Here is a 21,511-nt window from a genome sequence, read left to right as displayed (position 1 = left end):
GATCGTCAGAAAACAGGACTATTTCTTCTGTGAAACCAGCGAGAAATAGGCGCCCTGCGGATCGACGCAATTGACGATCCAGCTTCCGCCGGGAACCTCCATCGGGCCGTTGACGACCTTGCCGCCGCCGGCGCTGACGCGGGTGATGGCTTCATCGATGCCATCCACATTGAAGTAATAACCCCAATGGCAGACGGGAACCTGCGGCATGCGTTTCATTATGCCGCCGACGGCTTTGCCCTTGTAGGCGAAGATGCGGTACGGGCCCATGTCGCCCATGTCGAAATCATGGTCCTTGGTCCAGCCGAACACGTCGCCGTAAAAGGCCATGGCCTCATCAACATTATCGGTGAAGAGTTCATGCCAGCCGACATGGCCCTGCTTTTCCTGCATATCCTCGGGGAAACCGCCGGTTTCCATCGGCAGCGGCGTCATGATACAGAGCACCGCACCAAAGGGATCGGCGACCACGGCAAAGCGGCCGATTTCGGGAATATCCTGCGGGGGGCGTCTGATCGCGCCGCCCTTTTCGGCGAATTGTTTCGCCGTGGCGTCCACATCGTCGACATCGACATAGGCGGTCCAGTTCGGGGGAATGCCCTGGCCCTTGTGCTCGTCGGTCAGTTCCATGACGCCGCCCATGCCTTTGCCATCGGCCTCCAGCACCAGATAGGGCATTTCCGGCGAGCCGAAATCCTTGGTCTGCCAGCCGACGACATGACCATAAAAGCGGGCTGCCGCTTCCATGTCGGGCGTCATCAGCTCGACCCAGATGAATTTTCCATGTGTATCGGACATTGTCGTCTCCTATGGAGGTTTTGGCGGGTGTGTGTCGGCCATTGCCCGCCGCAGGACGCGGCGGCGCTGGTGCTCAGGTGAAATTCCGGCAGGGCTTCAGGCCTTGCGTCGAAATTCCGATGTCATGAAGGTCTTGAATGTGCCGTCCGGCTGCTTGACGCTGCCGGAAAAGCTGCGGTGATTATCATCATGCAGCACCAGCACGTCATGATAGGTAGCGGTGCTGCCGGAACCGTCGAAGGCGGGGCCTTCCGCTTCCAGCGTCAGGGTCTTGCCGTCCTCTTCCAGCCAGCCCTTGTAGACCCAGAGATTGGTCATCATCGACCCCACCCAGGTGCCGACAAAATTGCCCTTGGCCGGATCAAAACCGACCGTGATCACGGCTGTCATATCCGTGCCGTCAGGCATCTTGCCGGTGCCGTTGCCGATGATCCACAAACCGCCGACGGAGCGGACGGTCTCGGTGAATTGCTGCGACGGGTCGTCGGCATTGTAGTCCTCATGACCGGAACTGGAGGTCATGACCCAGTCTCCGACGATCCTCTTCAGGAATTCATGTTCCTTCTGCGGCTTGGCGATTTCCATTTCCATTTTCGTTTCCTCCTCGTCCGTCAGTTTTCAGTGGCAGCAGGCTGCCGCCTTCGGTGCGTCCTCATACTGGTCGTGGCGGCGCACCCAATCCATTACCTCCTCTTCGTTACGGCCTTTTGGCACCAGATCGAGCAGCATCAGCGTGCCGAGCGTCTGTTCCGCGCCGCGGGCGTAAGTGGAATAGGTGTGGTAGATCTTGCCGTCATCGCCCTTGGCGAAAACGCTGATGCCGTGCAGGTCCTTCAGGTCGCCATAGGGCGCCATGTCACGGTAATTATAGGTGATTTCGCCTTTGGTCATATCCTCGTCGCGGAACGAGGCCTGATAATCATAGTTGAAATCGCTGCCTTCGGCTGAAACCCACGGGAATTTCCAGCCCATGCGGTTTCTGTAGCTTTCGATCTTTTCAAGCGGCGCGCGCGACACCGCGACGAAACCCGCATCGCCATGCTTGAGGTGGATCAGCGCGCCATCGACGTGATCGGCAAAGAAAGAGCAGCCGACACAGCCCTCCTCCCAGTCCGGCGCCAGCATGAAGTGGTAGACGATCAGCTGGCTGCAGGTGCCGAACAGTTCCTGTAGCGATTTGGGGCCGGAAGGCGCGTCGAAGATATAGTCCTTCGTCACCTCTTCCCAGGGCAGCGAGCGCCGGGCTTCGTTCAGCCTGTCACGGGCTCGGGTCAGTTCCTTTTCCTTCACCAGCAGATCGCGGCGGGCCGCAAGCCACTCCTCCTTCGAAACGACGGGATGAGACATGATCTTTCCTCCTTGGATCCGTCTTTCACCACGGCACCGCTCCGCTTTTATGGAGGGCACCGCCTATTTCTGTGCTGAAAGGCAATTAACAGTCTGCGGGGCATCAAGTTCCGCTTGACTAATTAGGTTGATATCAACATATTTATCCCATGTCAAACGCCAGCGTGATTCCTTTTTCGACAACTCTTTTCGTGCGGGACGCCTGTCTCTGCCTGCATGCGCAGCGTGCGGCGCGGGCTTTGGCGCGGCTTTTCGACAATGCGCTGAAGCCGGTCGGCATCACCAATGGGCAATTTTCGCTGCTGATGTCGCTCAACCGGCCGGAGCCGCCGCCGATGGGGCCGGTCGCCAATCTTCTGGCCATGGACCGCACGACGCTGACGGCGGCGCTGAAGCCTTTGGAACGGCGCGGGCTGGTCAGCATCGAGCAGGATCCGAAGGACAAGCGCGGCAAGCGGCTGCGGCTCACAGTTGATGGTATGGCCGTGCTCGCCGCCGCCTTCCCCATCTGGGAGCAGACCCATGCCGAAATCGAAGCCCGCATCGGCAGCGGCGATCCTGACCGGCTGCGCCGCGACCTTATCGATCTCGGCTGACGGGATGACGGCATAGCGCCACTTTTGTCGGCGAGAATGTCATCCGGCCGTCGTGCCGGGGAGCGAAACTACACGGACAACGCGATCAAGGAGGAAAGATCATGCGTGCAATCGTTTTTGTAAAAGCCACCAAGAGCAGCGAAGATGGCGTCATGCCCACGACCGAACTCATGGAGGCAATGGGAAAATTCAACGAGGAACTGGTCAATGCCGGCATCATGCAATCCGGCGACGGCCTGCACCCGTCGTCCAAGGGCAAGAGGGTCATTTTCGACGGCGACAGCCGCACTGTCGTCAACGGCCCCTTCCCGCATACCAACGAGCTGGTCGCCGGTTTCTGGATCTGGACGGTGAAGGACATGGACGAGGCCGTGGAATGGGTGAAACGCTGCCCGAACCCGATGCTGGAGCGCAGCGAGATCGAAATCCGCCCGATGTTCGAAATGGAAGATTTCGGCGATATCGTAACGCCTGAAATCGCCGCCCATGTCGAAGAGTTGCGTGCGCGTGTCGGAAAGCAGTAAAAACCGCTCAAGGTCGAGAGCCGGATTGAAACAGGAGGGTGCGGGCTCGCCGCATTCTCCCGCACGGCGTCCCCCTCCAAAAGCCATTGCCTCGAACAACCACCGCTGTTAATGGTGGAGCGGTTCAACACGTATCAAGAAAGGAGGCTTCGCATGGATATTTCCTGCTTCTGGCGCAATCGTCAGCTCTGCCACCTTTTTGCCCTGCAGACGCGTTTGCAGGGCTGACCGGAACACCAAAACTCTGGTTTGCCCAAAAGGCCGCGCAGAATGCAGCTTGTCTGCCGTTGCGCATGTTTTCACGACGGATCATCCCGAACCGAAACCCCGTACTGCATTGTCGCAGACCACGGTTCGTCACGGGTCCGTTTTGCCAGAGACGACTTCATGACCATCATCACGCTTCGAAACCTCGGAATCATTCTGGGAAAGCCGCTTTTTTCCAATCTCAGCCTCACCGTGAATGCGGGAGACCGCATCGGCATCGTCGCCGCCAATGGCCACGGCAAATCCACCCTGCTCAATTGCCTTGCCGGTGAGCTGGACGCCACCAGTGGCGATATCACCCGGCTGCGCGGGCTGACGCAGTCCATCGTCCACCAGCATCTCCCCTCCCCGCTGATGGAACAGACGATGCGGGACGCCGTGCTTTCCGCCCTTCCGGCGGACACGATCGACAGTGAAAGCTGGCGCGCCGACATTATTTTCGACGCGATGCTGGTGCCGGAGCCGTTCCGCGAGCGCCGCCTGAAAGAGCTGAGCGGTGGCTGGCAGAGGCTTGCCATGCTGGCGCGGGCATGGATCACCGAGCCGGATGTCCTCCTGCTCGATGAGCCGACCAACCATCTCGACCTCGAAAAAATCAACGTGCTGGAAAACTGGCTCGCTGAGCTGCCGCGCGATACTGCTGTTATCATCGTCAGCCATGATCGCGCCTTTCTCGACAATGTCACGAAAACCACGCTGTTCCTGCGGCCGGAAAATTCGGCACTGTTCCGGTTGCCCTACGGCCATGCGCGGATGGCACTGGAAGAGGAGGATGCCGCCGATGAGCGGCGTTTCCAGCGCGACATGAAAACCGCGCAGCAATTGCGCCGGCAGGCCGCCAAGCTCAACAATATCGGCATCAATTCCGGCAGCGATCTTCTGACCGTCAAGACCAAGCAATTGCGCCAGCGCGCCGAAAAGCTGGAGGAGAAGGCGCGGCCCGCCCATGCCGAGCGCTCCGCCGGCAAGATCCAGCTCGCCAATCGCGGCACCCATGCCAAGGTTCTGGTGACGCTGGAAGATGTGCCCGTCTCGACGCCGGACGGAACATTGCTGTTTCGCACCGGCCGGCAATTTGTCCGCCAGGGCGACCGCATTGTCATTCTCGGCCGCAACGGCGTCGGCAAGACGCGGCTGATGTCGCTTCTGCAGGCAGCGGTCTCGGGTGTGGGGCAGATACAGGAGGGCATCAAGGCCACGCCCTCGCTGGTGGCCGGATATGTCGATCAGTCACTTGCCGAAATCGACGACGACAGCACGCCGGCGGCGTTCATGACCCGTCGCTTCGATATTGGCGACCAGCGCATCCACGGCCTGCTCGCCGGCGCCGGGATCGACATGGAAATGCAGAAACGCCGCATCGCAACGCTTTCCGGCGGGCAGAAGGCGCGGCTTGCCATGCTGGCGCTGCGGCTGGCGGAGCCGAATTTCTACCTGCTGGACGAGCCCACCAACCATCTGGACATTGACGGGCAGGAAACACTGGAGGCGGAAATCATCAGCCGTGAGGCCAGCTGCGTGTTCGTCTCGCACGACAGAAGTTTCGTGCGGGCGGTCGGAACCCGTTTCTGGCTGATCGACAAGCGCAGGCTGGTGGAAGTCGACGATCCCGAAGCGTTTTTCGCTTCGGCATGACAACTCTCAAATAGACCGAGGGTAAAACCAGCAAAACGCCCGTCAGCCCAAAAGGCTGGCGAGGCGTGGATCACCAGCGAAATCCGCAACAGCAAACCCCGTTCTGCGCATAGGGAATTCGCACAGCGCCTGCACGCCCGTCTTCGACAGGCGGATGCGCCAGCTCATCCGTTCCACCGGCATTTTTTCAGCAAAGGCTTTGGGCGACAGGATCGCAATATTGAGGCCGCCAGCGGGATCGCGCACCGAGCGGTAAAGGATCGCCTCGATCTTCGCCAGACGCGCCTGCTCGGCCAGCGCCTGGCATGGCTCGTAATTTTGCAGATCGGTCCACTGCGCTTCGTCGCGGTTCAGTTCCGGTTTCGTCAAATCCAGCGCCGCATCGGTAGCGATACGGGCGGCAAAGGCGGAATAATCGGCGGGGTTGGCAGGCAGCGGCGTGCCGGGGGATTCCGCATAAAACAGCAGCCGGTAGAAGGCCATTTCGGCGAGTGCGGTTTCCACCTTCGCGGCGGCGTAATAAACGCCCTCGGTAAAGCCCGCCCGGCGGAACCGCGAGCCGTGCGGATAGGCGGCGCCATAACGGAAGGGCGTCGCAAGAAGATAATCGAAACCGGCGCATTCCGGCGGAAACGGCCGCTTGCTCGCCTCCAGAATATCTTCCAGCAGCGATTGCTCCTCCACCGTATCCACCAGTTTCATGGTGGAAACCTGATGCTGCGCTTCCACCAGCCGCCAGTATTTTCCCGATGCGGTGCGTTTTTCAGACAGGAGCGCGTCGGGCGTCCAGATAGGAGAGGACATCGATCAATCCGGTAATGGTGGTGAGCCTCTCGGCAGGCACGGCATCAAGCGCCGTATTATGATTGCGCAGCCAGTTTTTGGCCACCGCCTCATCGCCGCCGGTAATCGCATCCAGCGAGCGGAAAACCCGGATCAGCAGCACCGCAAGTTCAAAGGACTTGGCGCCCGGCTCCAGCAGGAAATCCAGCCGCTTCATGCGCGACACCGTCGGCGCGGAAACACCGAGAATATCCGCCGTGCGGGCGGCATTCAGGCCCAGCCGCTCGGCAGCGGTCATAACGGCCTTGGTGACGACCCTGCCCTGCGCTGCAGGATCCATGGCGGTCTTGGCGTGAATATTCATGGCGCATATCCTTTCCTTGGAAAGAGTATAGCATGTTTATTTCCACAAACAAGAAGGCCGGGATGAACCCGGCCTCATTGCTTACATGGAATAGCTTACGCGGATTGGATCAGGCCACCGAGACCGGCACTTCCGTGGAGGTGCGCATGGCGTGGCTGTAAGGGCAGACGATGTGAGCGGCAGCAACCAGCTTTTCAGCGACTTCGCGCTCGACGCCCGGAATATTTGCCTTCAGCGACACTTCGATGCCGAAACCGCCGCCATCTTCGCGCGGGCCGATACCGACGGTTGCCGTCACAGTCGTGTCTTCAGGAATCTTTACCTTTTCCTTGCCGGCGACAAACTTCAGCGCGCCCAGGAAGCAGGCGGAATAACCGGCTGCGAAAAGCTGTTCCGGATTGGTGCCACGGGCGCCATCGCCGCCCAGTTCCTTCGGAACGGTCAGCGTAACGTCGAGAACGCCGTCTTCCGACTTGGCGTTGCCGGCGCGGCCACCGGTGGCAGATGCTTTGGTCGTGTAGAGAATGGGCATGACATTTACTCCTTCGGGTTGGTGTTGAGTTCTTATAGCGAACAATTGAATTGTGCGCAATATAATTTTGCACATTGAATACGAAATCGTTTTTTGCGATAATTTTCACGAAATTTCGCCGCGCATCCATGCGGCAGGAACCGAAAGCGGGGGCTGATTGTTCCCTTCCCGGTTGATTTTGGAGCACGAAAATGGACGCAGAGGGCGACGAGAAGAAGATGGAAAGCCTGTTGAGGCTGGACCAGCAGATATGTTTTGCCCTTTATGGCGCGGCACACGCCTTCACACGCGCCTATAAGCCGCTGCTCGACCCGATCGGGCTGACCTATCCGCAATATCTGGTCATGATGGCGCTATGGGAAAAGGAGACGTCCACCGTCAAGGCGCTTGGCGAAATGCTGGGTCTTGATTCCGGCACGCTGTCGCCATTGCTGAAAAGGCTGGAACATGCCGGGCTGATCACCCGCAAACGCGGCACCGTGGACGAGCGGCAGGTGCTGGTGGCCCTGACGCCGAAGGGCGCGAACCTCAAAAAAGAGGGCGTGAAGATCATGGCGGCGATCGGCAGCGCCACCGGCTGCGGGCTGGAGGAACTGGTGCAGATTCGCGACCGGGTGAATGCGCTGAAGGACAGCCTCACCCGGCCCTAACCCAAAAAAGAAAAAGGCGGCACAGGGCCGCCTTTTTATTCGAAGCGTTTTCGGCTTATTGCCAGACCACCACACGCGCCTTCTGCGGCACGCGGTCGTAGAGGTCGATGACGTCCTGGTTCATCAGGCGCACGCAACCGGAAGAAACGGCCTTGCCGATGGAGTTCCATTCCGGCGAGCCGTGCAGACGGTAGAGCGTGTCCTTGCCGTTCTGGAAGATATAAAGGGCGCGCGCGCCAAGCGGGTTCTTCAGGCCCGGCGGCATGCCGCCATTCTTGGAAGAATATTTGACCAGTTCCGGCTGGCGGGCGACCATCTCATCCGGCGGGGTCCATTTCGGCCATTTCTGACGCCACTGGATGACGCCCTCGCCCGACCAGGCGAAACCATCGCGGCCGATGCCAACGCCGTAACGCATGGCGCTGCCGCCCTGCTCCACGACATAAAGGAAGCGCGAGCGTGTATCGACAACAACCGTGCCGGGGCGCTCGCCGGTCGGATCGACAACCCGCTGGCGGTAATAACGCCGGTCGATTTTCTGATAGGGTACGGCGGGAATGACGTAACCGCCATCTTCAACCGAGCCGTACATGACGGCCAGTTCCGCATCGCTGACGCCCGGCGAAAACATCTGCCGGAAATCGCTGCCGATGGCGCTCGCCTGCTGGCGGATGGCGTCTCCCGTGCCCGATGAGGCGCAGCCTGCGAGAAGCGAAGCGGAGGAAAGGCCGAGAAGGGAAAGGAAGGTGCGTCTGGAAAGATCTGTGTCGGTGCTTGTCATAAGGCCGGTTTGTCCCACATTTCGAACGGCTATATCGCCGTTGTACGTCATTTGTTCCGTGTCATGCGTATTGCGAAAATAGTTAACCGACCGCTAAAAGCCAGTCACAAGGTGCTGGCGGAATGGGTCCCATATCTCTTTCTTTTAGAACGTGTTCAGATAACCACAATCTGCGCCCCTTGCGGCACGCGCTCGTAAAGATCGATGACATCCTGATTGAGCATGCGCACGCAGCCGGAGGACGTTGCCTTGCCGACGGACTGCCAGTCCGGTGTACCGTGCACGCGGTAAAGCGTGTCCTTGCCGTCCTTGAAAATATAAAGCGCGCGCGCACCGAGCGGGTTGTTGAGACCGGGCGTCATGCCGCCATTGGCGGCGGAGATGGAGGCGAGTTCCGGCTGGCGCTTGACCATTTCATCGGGCGGCGTCCAGCGCGGCCATTTCGCCTTCCACTGGATCTTGCCGCGGCCCGACCAGGCATAACCGTCACGCCCGAGGCCAACACCGTAACGGATCGCCTTGCCGCCGGACTGCACGAGGTAAAGGAAATGCTGCCTGGTATCGACGACGATGGTGCCCGGCGCTTCCGCCGTCTGGTAACTGACTTCCTGCCGGAGATAACGCGAATCGATGCGACCATAGGGAATGGCGGGCAGCGAGCGGTCCTCGTCGCGGATAGGGCCATACATGACCCGATGCAGCGGATTGGAGACAGGCAGGCCATAGGCCATCGTCTGGCCCTGCGGCTGCTGCGCGTTAAAACCCTGCACCTGCGGCGCATTAAGCCCCTGCCCGCGCACCGGCGGGCCGTATTCCTGATGGAAGCGGGTTCTGAACAGATCCGGCGGGCGCGTCGAAAGCTGGCCCGGCTGCGGCGGCAGTTCCGGCTGGCGATTGGAACTGACGGAATTGAAGTTGAACACCGGCGCCGTTTCCCTGACGAAGACGTCAGGGCCCATCCGGGTCGTATCCGTCACGAAAAGGCAGCCGCTCATCAGAGGCAGCAGCGCAAGCCCGACCAGAGAGGCCGCCCGGCGACCATTTTTCAAAAGGAGTGCTATCATCTGAACCGCTTCATGGAATCCAATCTACCGTCATGATGAACCGTGCGGCTGGCGCGAAGCTGGCGTCGGCTTTTCAAAAAAAATCGAAAAACTGCATTTTTCCTCTTGAAGCTCTAGTTGCTAGAGGTGCCAGATTGACTGTCGACTGGAATTCAGGAGCGAAACCATGAATATTTCGACACGCGGCAGTTTGAACGGGGAATCGGAGGAACTGACCTTCACGGTCGGCGGGATGGATTGCGGCAGCTGTGCGGCGAAGATTGAAACCGCGCTTTCCCGCCTGCCCGGCGTTGGCGACGTCAAGGTGTCGGTTGCCCGCGAAAGGCTGAATCTCTCCGTGGCCGAACAGAAAACCTCGGTCGAAAAAATCGAGGATACGCTGCGCAAGCTTGGCTTCAAACCCGCTTTGCTGCCGCGCGAAAAGGCTCCCCAGGCAAAGGTCGAGGCCGATCATCACGACCATTCCTCCTGCGGCGGTCACCACCATGACGAGGCCGAAACGGCCGCTGAAAAGAACAATGCGCTGACTTTTTCGGTCGGCGGCATGGATTGCGGCAGCTGCGCCGCGAAGATCGAAACCGCACTTTCCCGCCTGCCCGGCGTTGGCGACGTCAAGGTGTCGGTTGCCCGCGAACGGCTGAGCCTTTCGCTGGCCGAGAACAAAACCCCGGTCGAAAAAATCGAGGACACGCTGCGCAAGCTCGGATTTAAACCGGCCCTGCTGCCGCAGGAAAAGACCGCGCGTGAAAAAGTGGCGGATCACGACCATGACCACGGGTCGTGCGGCGGGCATCACCACGACCACGACCATTCAGATCATGAACATTCGGGGCATGAACATTCCGGGCACGATCACGCGTCCTGCAGCGGCCATGATCATGACCATCGGGACCATGACCACTCCAAGCATGACCATTCTGGCCACGATCATGCGGGTCATTCGCATGGTTCCGCTCTGGCGGCTGCAGCGCAAAGCGCGGAAGTGGGGCATGCCCATGGCGCGGATGAAAAAGGTGTCTGGTGGCGCACAGCAAAGGCGCGCAACACCTTCACCGGCACCATTCTGGTCGCCATTGCCTATGCGGCGGAACTGACCTTCCCCGCATGGGGCGGTTATGCCTTCATCATTGCCACGCTGGTCACGCTTTTCCCAATCGCGAAGAACGCCTTCAATGCCGCCCGTTTCGGCGCGGTCTTCACCATCGAGATGCTGATGACCATTGCCGCCATTGGCGCGATCATCATCGGCGAGGCGGAAGAGGCGGCTATTGTCGTGCTGCTCTTCTCCGTCGGTGAGTTGCTGGAAGGCTTTGCCGCCGCCCGCGCACGTTCCGGCATCAAGGCGCTCGGTTCGCTCTTGCCGAAGACGGCGCTGGTGGAAGAAAACGGTGCGCTTCGGCAGGTTGCCGCCGATCAGGTGCGCATCGGTCAGGTGGTCGTGGCGCGTCCTGGCGACCGTATCGCCGCCGATGGCGTTGTCATGGAAGGCCAGTCCAGCGTCGACGAATCGCCGATGACCGGAGAGAGCATTCCCGTCGCCAAGGAAAAGGGCGCACGCGTCTTTGCCGGCTCGATCAACCATGACGGCTCGCTGCGCATCCGCGTCGACCGCGCGCCGGAAGACAATACCATTGCCCGCATCATCACGCTTGTCGAAGAAGCGCAGGATGCGCGTGCCCCGACCGAGCGCTTCATCCAGAGCTTCTCGCGTTATTACATGCCGCTGATCGTGGCGATCTCCGTGCTTACCATCATCGTGCCGCCGCTGGCCGGCCTCGGCGACTGGGATACGTGGATTTATCGCGGTCTCGCCCTGCTGCTGATCGGTTGCCCCTGCGCGCTGGTCATTTCGGTTCCCGCAGCAATAGCCTCCAGCCTTTCGGCTGCGGCACGTCACGGCATGCTGGTGAAGGGCGGCGCGGTCATCGAAATGCTGGCGCGCGCCGAAACCGTAGCCTTCGACAAGACCGGCACGCTGACGCTCGGCGAACCCGTCGTGACCGACGTGGTGGCGCTCGACGGCAACGAGGCCAGCCTGATTGCGCAAGCCGCAACCATCGAGCATGAATCGAGCCATCCGCTCGCCCGCGCCATCGTCAATCACGCCGAAAAGCTGGGCGTGAAGCCCCTGCCCGGTTCCAACATCAAGGCGATTTCCGGTCGCGGCATGCAGGGCAATGTCGGCGGAAAAGACCTGTTCATCGGGGCACCGCGCTTTGCAACGGAGGTCGGCACCCTTTCGAAGGACCTCGCCGATCGCATCTCCGCACTCGAAAGCGAAGGCAAGACGGTGGCCGTCGTCATGGCCGGCGGGGCGGCAAGCGGCCTCTTCGCCATGCGTGACGAGCCGCGCAAGGATGCTGCCGAAGGCGTGAAAGCGCTGAAGGAGATGGGCATTTCCTCGCTGATGCTGTCGGGTGACAATGCCCGCACGGCAAAGGCCATCGGCAACAAGCTGGGCCTTGAGGCGCGCGGCGAACTCCTGCCGCAGAACAAGGTCGAGGAAATCCGCAAGCTTGCCGAAAAGAAGACCGTGGTGATGGTGGGTGACGGCATCAACGATGCGCCTGCCCTTGCGGCGGCCAGCGTCGGTGTCGCCATCGGCTCGGGCACCGATGTGGCGATGGAAGCGGCGGATGCGGCGCTGATGCGCAACAATGTCGGCGATGCCGCCCGCCTCATCGGCCTGTCACGCGCCACCATGAGCAATATCCGCCAGAACGTGACGATCGCGCTCGGCCTGAAGGCGGTATTTCTGGTCACGACCGTCACCGGCCTTTCCGGCCTGTGGCTCGCCGTTTTCGCCGATACGGGTGCTACGGTTCTGGTCACCGCCAACGCCATGCGGCTGCTTGGATATTTCAACCGCAACAAAGCCTGATCACAGCCCTCTCCCAAACCGGCCGAGCCTCGTTAATCCGGGCTCGGCCGGTCTCATTTTCAGCGTATTGACAAACTAATTGCGTCCAATAAATACCGCGTACCGCCGTTTCCCACGCGCGTGACAAACGATTCCACGCGCAGGAGCGCTGAACTTGGCTAAGACTGGCTATAACCGCATTGCGTACCGCGCGATCAAGATCGGCGGCAACATCGTCAAGGTTATTTTCTCCATCGATCTCTTCATCCGGCCCGGCAGAAGAAAGACGCTTCCGGAGTATCAGCCTGCCAGACGCAGCCCGAAATCGGAAAAAGCCATTCCGCGCATCATCTGGCAGACGAATTACTCCAACCGGGTAACGACGCCGATCTATGCGAATTTCCTGTTCAACCGCTGGCTGACGCCGGAATTCGAATATCGCTACCATGATGACGAGGCGTGCCAGGCCTATATCGACCGGCATTTTCCCGGACGTTATGCCGACGCCTTCCGGCGATTGCAGGTTGGCGCCGCCAAGGCGGATTTCTGGCGTATTCTGGTTCTTCTGCAGGAAGGCGGCATCTATCTGGATATCGATTCCAATTTTGCGGCCCGCCCGGAAGATGTAATCGGCACGGATGAAGAAGCCGTTTTCATTGCCATGAAAAGCGGCGAAATCACAAATTACTTCATGGCTTCCAAACCCGGCCACCCGGCGCTGAGGCTGATAGCCGATCGTATTGCCCAGAATATTGAAGAGGGAACGCTCGTCAGCGTCTATGACATGACCGGCCCAACGGTGGTGCATGCCGTCGTCAAGGAACTCGGGCTGCCGGTTCGCAATTACCGCGAAATGTGCACCCAGGGGCAATTTACCAACAAGCGCGCGCAATATGCCGACAAAAAAGACGGCGCATGGTGGGCCGAGCAGGCCAAGACGTCCATCGTCAAGAACTAGGACGCCATGCGCCCGCGAGCAGCGGCGCAATATCGCGTTTAGACGAAACCGTTAAAAAAGCGGATGCTTTCTTCCACCGCGCCCGGAACCACGCCATTATGGTTGCCGGGCAGCAGTTTTTTGTCGACCTTGAACCCGGATGTCAGGGCGCGATCCACGAAAAGCTGGTGGTCGCCGTCGAAGGGCCGCTCCTCCGTGCCACGCAAAAGCAGGGCCGGGCATTTGAGGCTGGGGCCGAAACAGACGGAAGAACGCATGATGAATTCGCGTTCGTCGGTTTCGTCGAAACAGATCTCGTCGCTATAGCGGTTGAAATAACGCCATGAATTGACACCGGCGGATATGGGCGCGGCGGCGCGGAATTTGCGGCTCATGGCGGCAAGAAGCGTCAGCGTGCCGCCATTGGAATGGCCGGCGATGAAAAACCGCTTTCTGTCGATGCCGGGAAGATTTTCCAGATAGGCCGCCGCCGCCAGCGCATCCGCCGTTTCGTCGTAGAAGCCGGAATAATTGCCATTCTGGCCGTTTTCGCCGCGAAAGGACGGAAGCAGCACAACGAAGCCCGCTTCCCAATAGGGCTTCATCAGCGCCCAGTGGCCGTCACCGGTGGCGTTGCCGCCGTGGAGGAAAAGCACAGCGGGTTTCAGCGTTTTTGACGGCTGATAATGGGAGAGCCAGGCGACCAGTTCGATGGAACCATCCGGCCCGCCGGGATAGGTGACACGCTCCGCCCCGGGCGGCGTGCCAAGCACCGAGGATTTTTCCGGCGCGGCCATCTTGCGCAGCAGATGCGTGTGGAAACGTCGGCGGGCCTCCGCATAATCCTGCCTTTCCAGCGGCAGAACTTCGGGTGTGGGAATGCCCGCTTTCACGGCGGGCGGCAGGATAACCGCCGCTGACAGCCCCATGGCGCCGGCCAGCACTCTGCGCCGCGTCATGCCCGGCGAGATCGGGCCGCTCTCTTCCTGTCCGAAGGGTGAGGAAAGAAAGCGTTTGTCTGCCATATGTTCACCTGACGAGGATGGTTGTAACAGCAGTTCAACACTGCGGCGGGAGGCTGTCCAATCACGGATTCGCGAATGACAACAATGTATTCGCAGCCATCATGGCAATTTCTGGACAAAACACCTCCCTCATTCCTGTGCTTGTCACAGGAACGAGTGAGGTGGCGCGGCCCCTACCCCTCCACACCATCGATCATCGCCACCAGCGTCGAAAGCCTGTCCGCTTCCGCGGGCAGCTTGTCGGCGCGCAGCCGGGCAATGCGGGGGAAGCGCATGGCGACGCCGGATTTGTGGCGGGTGGAGCGGTTGATGCCTTCGAAGGCCACTTCAAGCACGAAACCGAAATCCGGCGTGGCGCGCACCGCCCGCACCGGGCCGAAGCGCTCGACGGTGTTGTCACGGACGAACTTGTCCAGCACCTCCAGCTCCGCATCGGTGAAGCCGAAATAGGCCTTGCCCACGGGCACGAGCTGTTCGCCATCCTCGCCTTCCGCCCAGACACCGAAGGTGAAATCGGAATAATAGCTCGACCTTTTGCCGTGGCCGCGCTGGGCATACATCATGACAGCGTCGATATTATAGGGATCGCGTTTCCACTTGAACCACGGCCCCTTGGCGCGGCCAGCCTGATAGGTGCTGTCGCGGCGCTTGATCATCACACCCTCGATGACAGGATCGGGCGGCGCGGCACGCAGCGTGTCGAGCTCCGTCCAGCTGGAAAAACCGATCAGCGGCGAAAGGTCGAAACGGTCATGCGGGGCATGCTCGATGATATCGGACAGCCTGCCGCGGCGCTCCAGATAGGTCTGCGCACGGATATCGCTCTCGCCATCGAACAGCAGATCATAGGCGCGGATGAAGGCGGGATAGTCGTCCAGCATCTTTGCCGTCACCGTCTTGCGGTTCAGCCGCTGCTGCAGGTCGGAAAAGGTGCGGGTGAGTTTGTTGGACCGCGCCGTGCCGCCGATCAGCAACTCGCCATCCATCACGCCTTCGAAATCGATCGCCTCGAGAACATCGGGAAAGGCGCCGGAAATATCGTCGCCGGAACGGGAATAGAGTTTTCGTGTCCCACCGGCGCGGGACAGCTGCACGCGAATGCCGTCCCATTTCCATTCCGCGGCATAGTCGGCCGGGTCCAGCCCATCGAGATCGCCATCGGCCACCGGCGTCGCCAGCATCACCGAGTGGAAGATGGCTGGTGTCGCCAGCACCGGCCGGTCCGACTTGCCCTCAAGCCACGCAAAAAGCGACGTATAGGGCGGCGTCAGACCGTGCCAGAGGGTCTCGATCTCGGTGATGTCCTTATCCGCAAAATCCGCCAGCGCCTGACGCGCCAGCCGCGCCGAAACGCCGATGCGCAGGCTGCCGGTTGCGAGTTTGAGGAAAGCGAAACGAGAGGACGTATCGAGCCGGTCGAGCAGATCGCGCACCGCGCCGCGCACCTCCGTGCGGCCGAGTGAATTCATCAGTGTGACGACTTCGCCGAGACGCGGGTCCTGAGCCTCGGCGTCATCCGCGCCGCCGATATTGCCCCAGACCAGCGATATGGTCTCGGCCAGATCGCCCACATAATCATAGGAATAGCGGAACAGCACTTCATCCATCCGCTCCAGCACCAGCTCACGCAGCAGGGCCGGTTTGACGCTTTTGAGGTCCAGCGTGCCGGCAATGGCCGCCAGTCCGTAACCCCGGTCGGGATCGGGCGTATCGCGGAAATAATCGGTCAACAGCTTCAGCTTGCCGTTGCGCGAGGGGGTGAGAACGAGGCGATCGAGAAGGGTGGCGAAGGCTTTCATCTCAATCCCCCTCATCCTCGTAACCGACAAGATGCAGCGGCTTGGCGGCAATGCCCTGCAATTCGCACCAGCGCACCAGCGCCTCCTCACGGCCATGGGTGACCCAGACGGCTTGCGGGGAAATTTCCTTGATCGTCTCTAGAAGTTCCGGCCAGTCGCAATGGTCTGATATGACCAGCGGCAGTTCCACACCGCCCTGCTTTGCCCTCTGCCGCACCATCATCCAGCCGGACGCAAAGGCAATCAGCGGCTCGTTGAAACGGCGCGCCCAGCGTTCCTGAAACGCCGAGGGCGGACCGACGACAATCGCGCCCTTGAAGGCGGAAGGATCGCTTTTTTCGAGCGTCGCGGGGCGCAGATCGCCGAGATCGATACCCTCAGAGACATAATAATCGCAAAGTCTGGCCAGCGCGCCGTGAATATAGATGGGATCGGAATAACCGTTGTCGCGGAGCAGCCGGATGACGCGCTGCGCCTTGCCCAGTGAATAGGCCCCGACCAGATGGGTGCGTTCGGGAAACTGTTTGATGGAGGTGAGCAGCTTGCCGATTTCCACCCGCGGCAGCGGATGATGGAACACCGGCAGGCCGAAGGTGGCCTCTGTGATGAAGACATCGCATGGCACCGTCTCGAAGGGCGCGCAGGTAGGGTCGATGCCGCGCTTGTAATCGCCCGAGGCGACGATGCGCAGGCCGTTCATTTCCACGGAGATCTGTGCGGAGCCGAGAACATGGCCCGCCGGATGGAAACCCACCGTCACGCCATTGACATCCACCGTTTCACCGAAAGCGACCGCCTGCTCGCTGCCGCAGAAATCCTCGCCATAACGGATGCGCATGATATCGAGCGTCTGGCGCGTGGCCAGCACCGCGCCATGGCCGGCGCGGGCGTGATCGGAATGGCCATGGGTGATAAGCGCCCGCGCCACCGGGCGGACGGGATCGATGTAAAAATCGCCCGCCGGGCAATAAAGACCCTTGGGCGTGGAGTTCAACAGCTGTTCCGGCTTCATATTCATTGAGATAGGGCCGCCCGCGCGAATGTAAAGTGCTGCGAGAATAACGCGAAACGGGCGTTAAATTTCCAGTGGCGGTGTTTTTGTTTTGCGTGCGTCATTTCGGCTTTGAGCCGGGCCTGTATGGAGTTTTGGTACGAAGTTCGCAGGCGCAATGCCAGCGCACAACCGGCTCACAGGGTAGCCATGGGATTTACGCTTGCAGAAATGTATCTAATCGGATACATGCTATCATGAACAGTTTCCAGAAATCGGCAGAGTTCGACGAATGGCTGAAGGTGTTGAAAGATCGTGCCGGAAAAGTGCGGATTCTTCATCGTCTCACGGCAGCCGAGCATGGGAACTTCGGCGATTGCGCGCCGGTGGGTGAAGGCGTTTCAGAAATGCGCATCCACTTCGGTCCCGGTTATCGGGTCTATTTCACTCGCGTTGGCAAGAGGGTTTATTTCCTTCTGGTCGGCGGGGATAAGTCTTCGCAGCGGCGGGACATAAAGCGCGCAATCGAGATGGCACAGACAATCGGAAGGGATGGCCGTGACGGAATTTAGCAAATTCGATGTGTCAGACTACCTGGATAGCGACGAAGCCATGATCGAATTTCTGGCAATCGCGATGGAAGACGAGAACCCCGACGTCTTCATTGGCGCCCTTGGCGCGGTCGCCAAGGCTCGCGGAATGTCGCACATTGCGGATGCTTCGGGTCTCGGCCGCGAAAGCCTCTATAAGGCGCTTAGGCCCGGTTCGAAGCTTCGCTATGAAACCGTGCAGAAGGTCCTGCATGCGCTGGGCTTTCGGCTGGCAGTTGAAAAGTCATTGAACGCCGCGTGAGGCGGCGTTCACGACCGTCGGTTAACTTCGCTATGCTACTCCGCCGCCTCTTCCGCCGGCTTTGCCTGCACCGCTGCTGGCAACCGCACCGGCTTCAACATCAGCGCCGCCGCAAGGCCGATGGCGGCGGTGGCGGCCGCGGCGAAAAAGAGTGGAGTGAAGGCATCCGAATAAAGCGAGGCGACTGCGGCCTGTGAGGCGGCGGGAAGTTCGGAGAGGATTTTCGGCGTCAGCTCCTCGATCTTGCCGACACCGGGAATATCGACGGCCACGCCCCTGAGGCTCGATGATACGATGGCGCCATAGACCGAGATGGCGATGGCCGCGCCGCCCATGCGGGTCAGCGTCACCGCGCCGCTCGCCGCGCCGATATCGGCCTTGGGCGCGGAATTCTGCACGCCGATGATCGGTGCCTGCTGGCCGAGGCCAACGGCGAAACCCTGCACCAGCATCAACGCGGCGATCAGGGGAAGCGGCGTTCCTGCATGCATCTGCGTGAAGAGCAGCATGGCGATGAGGTTGATGGTGAGACCCGCCACCGAGAAGGGCTTGTAGACGCCGGTGATCGAAATCAGCCGCCCGGCTGAAAGCGAACCCATGACGATGCCGCCGGTGACGGCGATGAAGAACAGGCCGGCATGGGAAGGCGAAAGGCCGGTCGTGGTCTGCAGGAACAGGGCATAATAATTGACCATGCCGATACCGATGCCGCCGCTGGTCAGCGAAACGATCATCAAGAGCGGAAAGGTGCTGTCCTTGAAGAGCCTGAGCGGCACGACGGGTTCCGGCGCGCGGCGTTCCACCTGCACCCAGAGGAAAGCGGCGATGACGGCGAAAGCGATGATGCCGAGGCTGGGGCCTGCGATCAGCGAGCCGAACAATTCGCTGCTGTCTGCCCAGAAGACCACGCTGGCAATGGTGGCCGCCAAGAGGACCGCGCCGAGATAATCGATCTTCGGCTGGCGGGCCGGACGGCGATAGGGCAGCATCAGCGCCAGACCTGCAATGACGATAATGCCGAGCGGCAGGTTGATGAGGAAGATCGACCGCCAGCCGAACAGGTCGCTCATCGTGCCGCCGAGGATCGGGCCGACACTGCCAGACGCCATGATGGTGAGGCTGGAATAGCTCTGGTAACGGGCGCGCTCGCGCGGTTCGAACAGATCCGCATTGACGGAAAAGATCGATACCATGATGCCGCCGCCGCCAAGCCCCTGCAGCACGCGGGCCGCGATCAGCGAATCCATCGACCAGGCCAGCCCGCAGGCCAGCGAGCCAAGCGTGAAGATGACGACCGCTGCGATCATCACATATTTGCGGCCGAACAGATCACCGAGCTTGCCATAAACCGGCATGACCGCGCTGGTCGCCAGAAGATAGGCCGAGCCGATCCAGCCGAAACGCTCCAGCGCGCCGAATTCACCGACGATGGTGGGCAGTGCTGTGGATACGATCTGGTTGTCGAGGGTCGCCATGAACATGGCCAGCATCAGAAACAGAAAGACGATGAGCCTGCGCCGATGATCCGACACAAGCGGCGCCACGGGGGCGGTGGACATATCCATGAAAAATCTCGTTGGCTTACGGCGGTTTTACTGCGGCAATTTGTGTGCTATCAGCATATATATGTCAATGGCAAGTTTTTGACATCTATGCTAATGCCGCTAAATGTGATCGGGAAATTGCATCGAAAGGGACGATGAAGCGTGGCGACTGAGGAAAACTGGAACGAGGATCTGCCTGAGGACATCAAGCGGATCGGCAATACGATGACGCGCATGCGCATCATGATCGGCCGCCGCATCATCGGCCGCATGGCGCTTGCCAAGCTCGCTCCGGGTCTGGAACTTTCCCATATCGACGTGCTCGACATTCTGCGCCGGGCGGAAGGCGACGTTACCGTGGGTGCGATTGCCGAGGGCATGCGCATCGATCCCTCGCGCGGCAGCCGTGTGGTGGCGGATATGGTGGGGCGCGGCCTGCTGAAACGCGGCGTTTCCCAGGAAGACGGCCGCCGCAGCATCGTCGAGATCACGCCGATCGGCACCAGTCTTTTGCAGGAAATGCGCCGGACCAAGATGAGCGTCATCGAGGACGTGATGGATGGCTGGCCGGCGGAGGATGTGGAGACTTTCGCCCGCCTGTTCGAGCGGTTCATCGACCGTTTCGAATGCCGGCTGTCGCCGGACACGGACCTCCTGACGGATCAGAAAAAATCATAGTTGACCCTGCGATCCGCAGCTTCACTTTAAAAGGGCTAGACCGTAACGTGCCGCCATCTGACAGGTTGAAGGGGTAATTTCGATGTTGACGATTTACGGTGTCTACCGTTCCCGCGCCACGCGCACGTTGTGGCTGGCAGGGGAACTTGGCATAGAATTCAAACATGTGCCGGTCATACAGGCCCGCCGTCTTGCCGATCCGCTGGCTGCGGATGCGCCGCTCAACACGCTGTCCCCGGATTTTCTGGCCGTCAACCCGATGGGCACCATTCCCTGCATCGAGGATGACGGCATGGTGCTTTACGAATCCATGGCCATCAACCTCTATCTCGCCCGCAAATATGGCGGACCACTTGCGCCGGTCGATTTGAAGGAAGATGCGGCGATGCTGCAATGGTCCTTCTTTGCCGCGACCGAAATCGAAACCAATTCGCTGAAGATTTCCTCCGCGATCGCCGAAGGCCTGTCGGAAAGCGATAGCGGCAAGGCGGTGATCGATGTCGCCGCCCGCCTGCTGAAGCGTCCCTTCCGGGTGCTGGAGCAGCACCTTTCCAGCCACGAATACCTGGTGGGCGACCGTTTCACCGTGGCCGATCTCAACGCCGCGGAAATCGTTCGTTACGCACAGGGCCACAAGCCACTGTTCGATGCCCATCCGGCGCTGAAAGCCTGGCTGGACCGCTGCCAGACCCGCACGGCGTTCAAGACGATGTGGGATACCCGCGCGGCCGAGGCGGCCTGAGCGGGAGAACACTCCGCCAGCGTGTCTCTCTGCCCTCATTCCTGTGCTTGTCACAGAAATGAGGGAGCAACCACAAGACCGAGCTGGGGCCTCTCAGCCCCTCTCCCCCGCAAGCGCCCGCTGCACCGCCGGGCGGTCGTTCATGCGGCGGAAGTGGTCATGCACCTTCGGGAAACGGGCAATATCCACGCCATCGCTTTCCAGCCAGCCGGACATGACGAAAAGATAGGGATCGGCAACCGAATAGGCCGTACCAAGAACCCATGGGCCGTGCAGCATGCCGTGCTCGATCAGTTCGAAGCACTCGCCCATGGTCTGCGGCACTTTCGCCTTCATATCGGCCAGCGAACTATCCTCATTCGCCCAGCGGCTGCCGCGCCGGCCATGCGCATGGGCGACATGCACGGTCGAGGAAATGAAGGCGTTGAAGGACTGCATCAACGCGAATTCGAAGGGATCGTCGAGCGGCGCGAGCTTCTTTTCAGGCGCCATCTGGGCGATGAACGCGAGGATGGCAGGCGTCTCCGTCAGCACGCCGCTTGCGGTGGCCAGCGCCGGCACGCGGCCCTTGGGATTGATCTTTAAAAATGCCTCGGAGCGTTGCTCGCCCTCCGCGAAATTGACGCGATGGGCCTTGTAAGGCAGACCGGATTCCTCAAGCACGATATGGCTGGCGCGGGAGCAGGAACCGGGGGAGAAGAACAGTGTGAACATGGATATGCGACCTCCAAAGCAATGAAGC

The 21,511-nt window shown here is 60.4% G+C and carries 23 protein-coding genes; 10 read left to right on the top strand and 13 right to left on the bottom strand.

Annotation, left to right across the window (positions count from 1 at the left end; all coding sequences use genetic code 11):
* Nucleotides 1-18: 18 nt before the first annotated feature.
* The 3 genes from DA915_RS04290 to DA915_RS04280 all read right to left on the bottom strand — a co-directional run bounded on the left by DA915_RS04290 (nt 19) and on the right by DA915_RS04280 (nt 2,145).
* Nucleotides 19-798 carry a VOC family protein gene (locus DA915_RS04290; protein WP_107675237.1) on the bottom strand — a complete coding sequence of 260 codons (780 nt, stop codon included), beginning with the start codon at nt 796-798 and terminating at the stop codon, nt 19-21.
* A gap of 96 nt (nt 799-894) precedes the next feature.
* Nucleotides 895-1,389: a DUF1579 domain-containing protein gene (locus DA915_RS04285; RefSeq protein WP_020813088.1), complete on the bottom strand. Its 495-nt coding sequence runs from the start codon at nt 1,387-1,389 to the stop codon at nt 895-897.
* A 27-nt stretch (nt 1,390-1,416) separates the two neighbouring features.
* Nucleotides 1,417-2,145, bottom strand: a complete 729-nt coding sequence (locus tag DA915_RS04280) for a thioredoxin family protein (protein WP_003509366.1) — start codon at nt 2,143-2,145, stop codon at nt 1,417-1,419.
* A gap of 149 nt (nt 2,146-2,294) precedes the next feature.
* On the opposite strand from DA915_RS04280, the gene DA915_RS04275 reads away from it, so the two are divergent.
* The 3 genes from DA915_RS04275 to DA915_RS04265 all read left to right on the top strand — a co-directional run bounded on the left by DA915_RS04275 (nt 2,295) and on the right by DA915_RS04265 (nt 5,167).
* On the top strand, nt 2,295-2,741 hold the full coding sequence (locus DA915_RS04275; protein WP_107675236.1) for a MarR family winged helix-turn-helix transcriptional regulator: 447 nt from the start codon (nt 2,295-2,297) through the stop codon (nt 2,739-2,741).
* Between the two features lie 101 nt (nt 2,742-2,842).
* Complete coding sequence (locus DA915_RS04270; RefSeq protein ID WP_107675235.1) at nt 2,843-3,265, top strand: YciI family protein; 423 nt, start codon at nt 2,843-2,845, stop codon at nt 3,263-3,265.
* Between the two features lie 387 nt (nt 3,266-3,652).
* Nucleotides 3,653-5,167 carry an ABC-F family ATP-binding cassette domain-containing protein gene (locus DA915_RS04265; RefSeq protein WP_107675234.1) on the top strand — a complete coding sequence of 505 codons (1,515 nt, stop codon included), beginning with the start codon at nt 3,653-3,655 and terminating at the stop codon, nt 5,165-5,167.
* 42 nt (nt 5,168-5,209) lie between these two features.
* On the opposite strand, the gene DA915_RS04260 is transcribed toward DA915_RS04265, so the two are convergent.
* From DA915_RS04260 to DA915_RS04250, 3 genes are all read right to left on the bottom strand, one after another.
* The gene (locus DA915_RS04260) at nt 5,210-5,971 is read right to left on the bottom strand and encodes an RES family NAD+ phosphorylase (RefSeq protein WP_192886402.1); all 762 of its coding nucleotides are present in this window, start codon (nt 5,969-5,971) and stop codon (nt 5,210-5,212) included.
* Nucleotides 5,931-6,314 carry an MbcA/ParS/Xre antitoxin family protein gene (locus tag DA915_RS04255; RefSeq protein ID WP_107675233.1) on the bottom strand — a complete coding sequence of 128 codons (384 nt, stop codon included), beginning with the start codon at nt 6,312-6,314 and terminating at the stop codon, nt 5,931-5,933. Before DA915_RS04255 ends, DA915_RS04260 begins: the two co-directional genes overlap by 41 nt.
* Before the next feature lie 109 nt (nt 6,315-6,423).
* Complete coding sequence (locus DA915_RS04250; protein ID WP_003509379.1) at nt 6,424-6,846, bottom strand: organic hydroperoxide resistance protein; 423 nt, start codon at nt 6,844-6,846, stop codon at nt 6,424-6,426.
* A 191-nt stretch (nt 6,847-7,037) separates the two neighbouring features.
* Between DA915_RS04250 and DA915_RS04245 the strand changes: the two genes are divergently transcribed.
* A complete protein-coding gene (locus DA915_RS04245; protein ID WP_003509380.1) occupies nt 7,038-7,496 on the top strand; it encodes a MarR family winged helix-turn-helix transcriptional regulator in 459 nt (152 codons plus the stop codon).
* 55 nt (nt 7,497-7,551) lie between these two features.
* Here DA915_RS04245 and DA915_RS04240 read toward each other — a convergent pair whose 3' ends face one another.
* Together DA915_RS04240 and DA915_RS04235 are read right to left on the bottom strand one after the other, a co-directional pair.
* Nucleotides 7,552-8,277 (bottom strand): L,D-transpeptidase, encoded by a 726-nt coding sequence (locus DA915_RS04240; RefSeq protein ID WP_003509381.1) that lies wholly within the window; start codon nt 8,275-8,277, stop codon nt 7,552-7,554.
* A gap of 155 nt (nt 8,278-8,432) precedes the next feature.
* Nucleotides 8,433-9,341, bottom strand: coding sequence for a L,D-transpeptidase (locus DA915_RS04235; RefSeq protein ID WP_107675232.1), 909 nt, complete (start codon nt 9,339-9,341; stop codon nt 8,433-8,435).
* Between the two features lie 166 nt (nt 9,342-9,507).
* Here DA915_RS04235 and DA915_RS04230 point away from each other — a divergent pair, with 166 nt between their 5' ends.
* The gene (locus DA915_RS04230) at nt 9,508-12,222 is read left to right on the top strand and encodes a heavy metal translocating P-type ATPase (protein WP_107675231.1); all 2,715 of its coding nucleotides are present in this window, start codon (nt 9,508-9,510) and stop codon (nt 12,220-12,222) included.
* A gap of 154 nt (nt 12,223-12,376) precedes the next feature.
* Nucleotides 12,377-13,159: a glycosyltransferase family 32 protein gene (locus tag DA915_RS04225; RefSeq protein ID WP_162686151.1), complete on the top strand. Its 783-nt coding sequence runs from the start codon at nt 12,377-12,379 to the stop codon at nt 13,157-13,159.
* Nucleotides 13,160-13,197: 38 nt separating this feature from the next.
* On the opposite strand, the gene DA915_RS04220 is transcribed toward DA915_RS04225, so the two are convergent.
* From DA915_RS04220 to DA915_RS04210, 3 genes are all read right to left on the bottom strand, one after another.
* On the bottom strand, nt 13,198-14,163 hold the full coding sequence (locus DA915_RS04220; RefSeq protein WP_107675229.1) for a S9 family peptidase: 966 nt from the start codon (nt 14,161-14,163) through the stop codon (nt 13,198-13,200).
* 173 nt (nt 14,164-14,336) lie between these two features.
* Nucleotides 14,337-15,962 (bottom strand): cisplatin damage response ATP-dependent DNA ligase, encoded by a 1,626-nt coding sequence (locus DA915_RS04215; protein ID WP_107675228.1) that lies wholly within the window; start codon nt 15,960-15,962, stop codon nt 14,337-14,339.
* A gap of 1 nt (nt 15,963) precedes the next feature.
* On the bottom strand, nt 15,964-16,980 hold the full coding sequence (locus DA915_RS04210) for a ligase-associated DNA damage response exonuclease (RefSeq protein ID WP_162686152.1): 1,017 nt from the start codon (nt 16,978-16,980) through the stop codon (nt 15,964-15,966).
* A 230-nt stretch (nt 16,981-17,210) separates the two neighbouring features.
* On the opposite strand from DA915_RS04210, the gene DA915_RS04205 reads away from it, so the two are divergent.
* Nucleotides 17,211-17,525 (top strand): type II toxin-antitoxin system RelE/ParE family toxin, encoded by a 315-nt coding sequence (locus DA915_RS04205; protein WP_080865974.1) that lies wholly within the window; start codon nt 17,211-17,213, stop codon nt 17,523-17,525.
* A complete protein-coding gene (locus DA915_RS04200; RefSeq protein ID WP_107675227.1) occupies nt 17,506-17,805 on the top strand; it encodes an addiction module antidote protein in 300 nt (99 codons plus the stop codon). Before DA915_RS04205 ends, DA915_RS04200 begins: the two co-directional genes overlap by 20 nt.
* A 35-nt stretch (nt 17,806-17,840) precedes the next feature.
* On the opposite strand, the gene DA915_RS04195 is transcribed toward DA915_RS04200, so the two are convergent.
* The gene (locus DA915_RS04195) at nt 17,841-19,370 is read right to left on the bottom strand and encodes an MDR family MFS transporter (RefSeq protein WP_031234516.1); all 1,530 of its coding nucleotides are present in this window, start codon (nt 19,368-19,370) and stop codon (nt 17,841-17,843) included.
* Nucleotides 19,371-19,511: 141 nt separating this feature from the next.
* On the opposite strand from DA915_RS04195, the gene DA915_RS04190 reads away from it, so the two are divergent.
* Together DA915_RS04190 and DA915_RS04185 are read left to right on the top strand one after the other, a co-directional pair.
* Nucleotides 19,512-20,027: a MarR family winged helix-turn-helix transcriptional regulator gene (locus DA915_RS04190; protein ID WP_099085580.1), complete on the top strand. Its 516-nt coding sequence runs from the start codon at nt 19,512-19,514 to the stop codon at nt 20,025-20,027.
* 82 nt (nt 20,028-20,109) lie between these two features.
* A complete protein-coding gene (locus DA915_RS04185) occupies nt 20,110-20,769 on the top strand; it encodes a glutathione S-transferase family protein (protein WP_003508979.1) in 660 nt (219 codons plus the stop codon).
* 93 nt (nt 20,770-20,862) lie between these two features.
* Here the strand turns inward: DA915_RS04185 and DA915_RS04180 are convergent, their stop codons facing one another.
* The gene (locus tag DA915_RS04180; protein ID WP_078051121.1) at nt 20,863-21,483 is read right to left on the bottom strand and encodes a glutathione S-transferase family protein; all 621 of its coding nucleotides are present in this window, start codon (nt 21,481-21,483) and stop codon (nt 20,863-20,865) included.
* Nucleotides 21,484-21,511 lie beyond the last annotated feature (28 nt).

It is taken from the genome of Agrobacterium sp. LAD9, from assembly GCF_003031125.1.
Lineage (GTDB): Bacteria > Pseudomonadota > Alphaproteobacteria > Rhizobiales > Rhizobiaceae > Agrobacterium > Agrobacterium radiobacter.
This window is presented reverse-complemented; position numbering and strand designations above follow the sequence as displayed.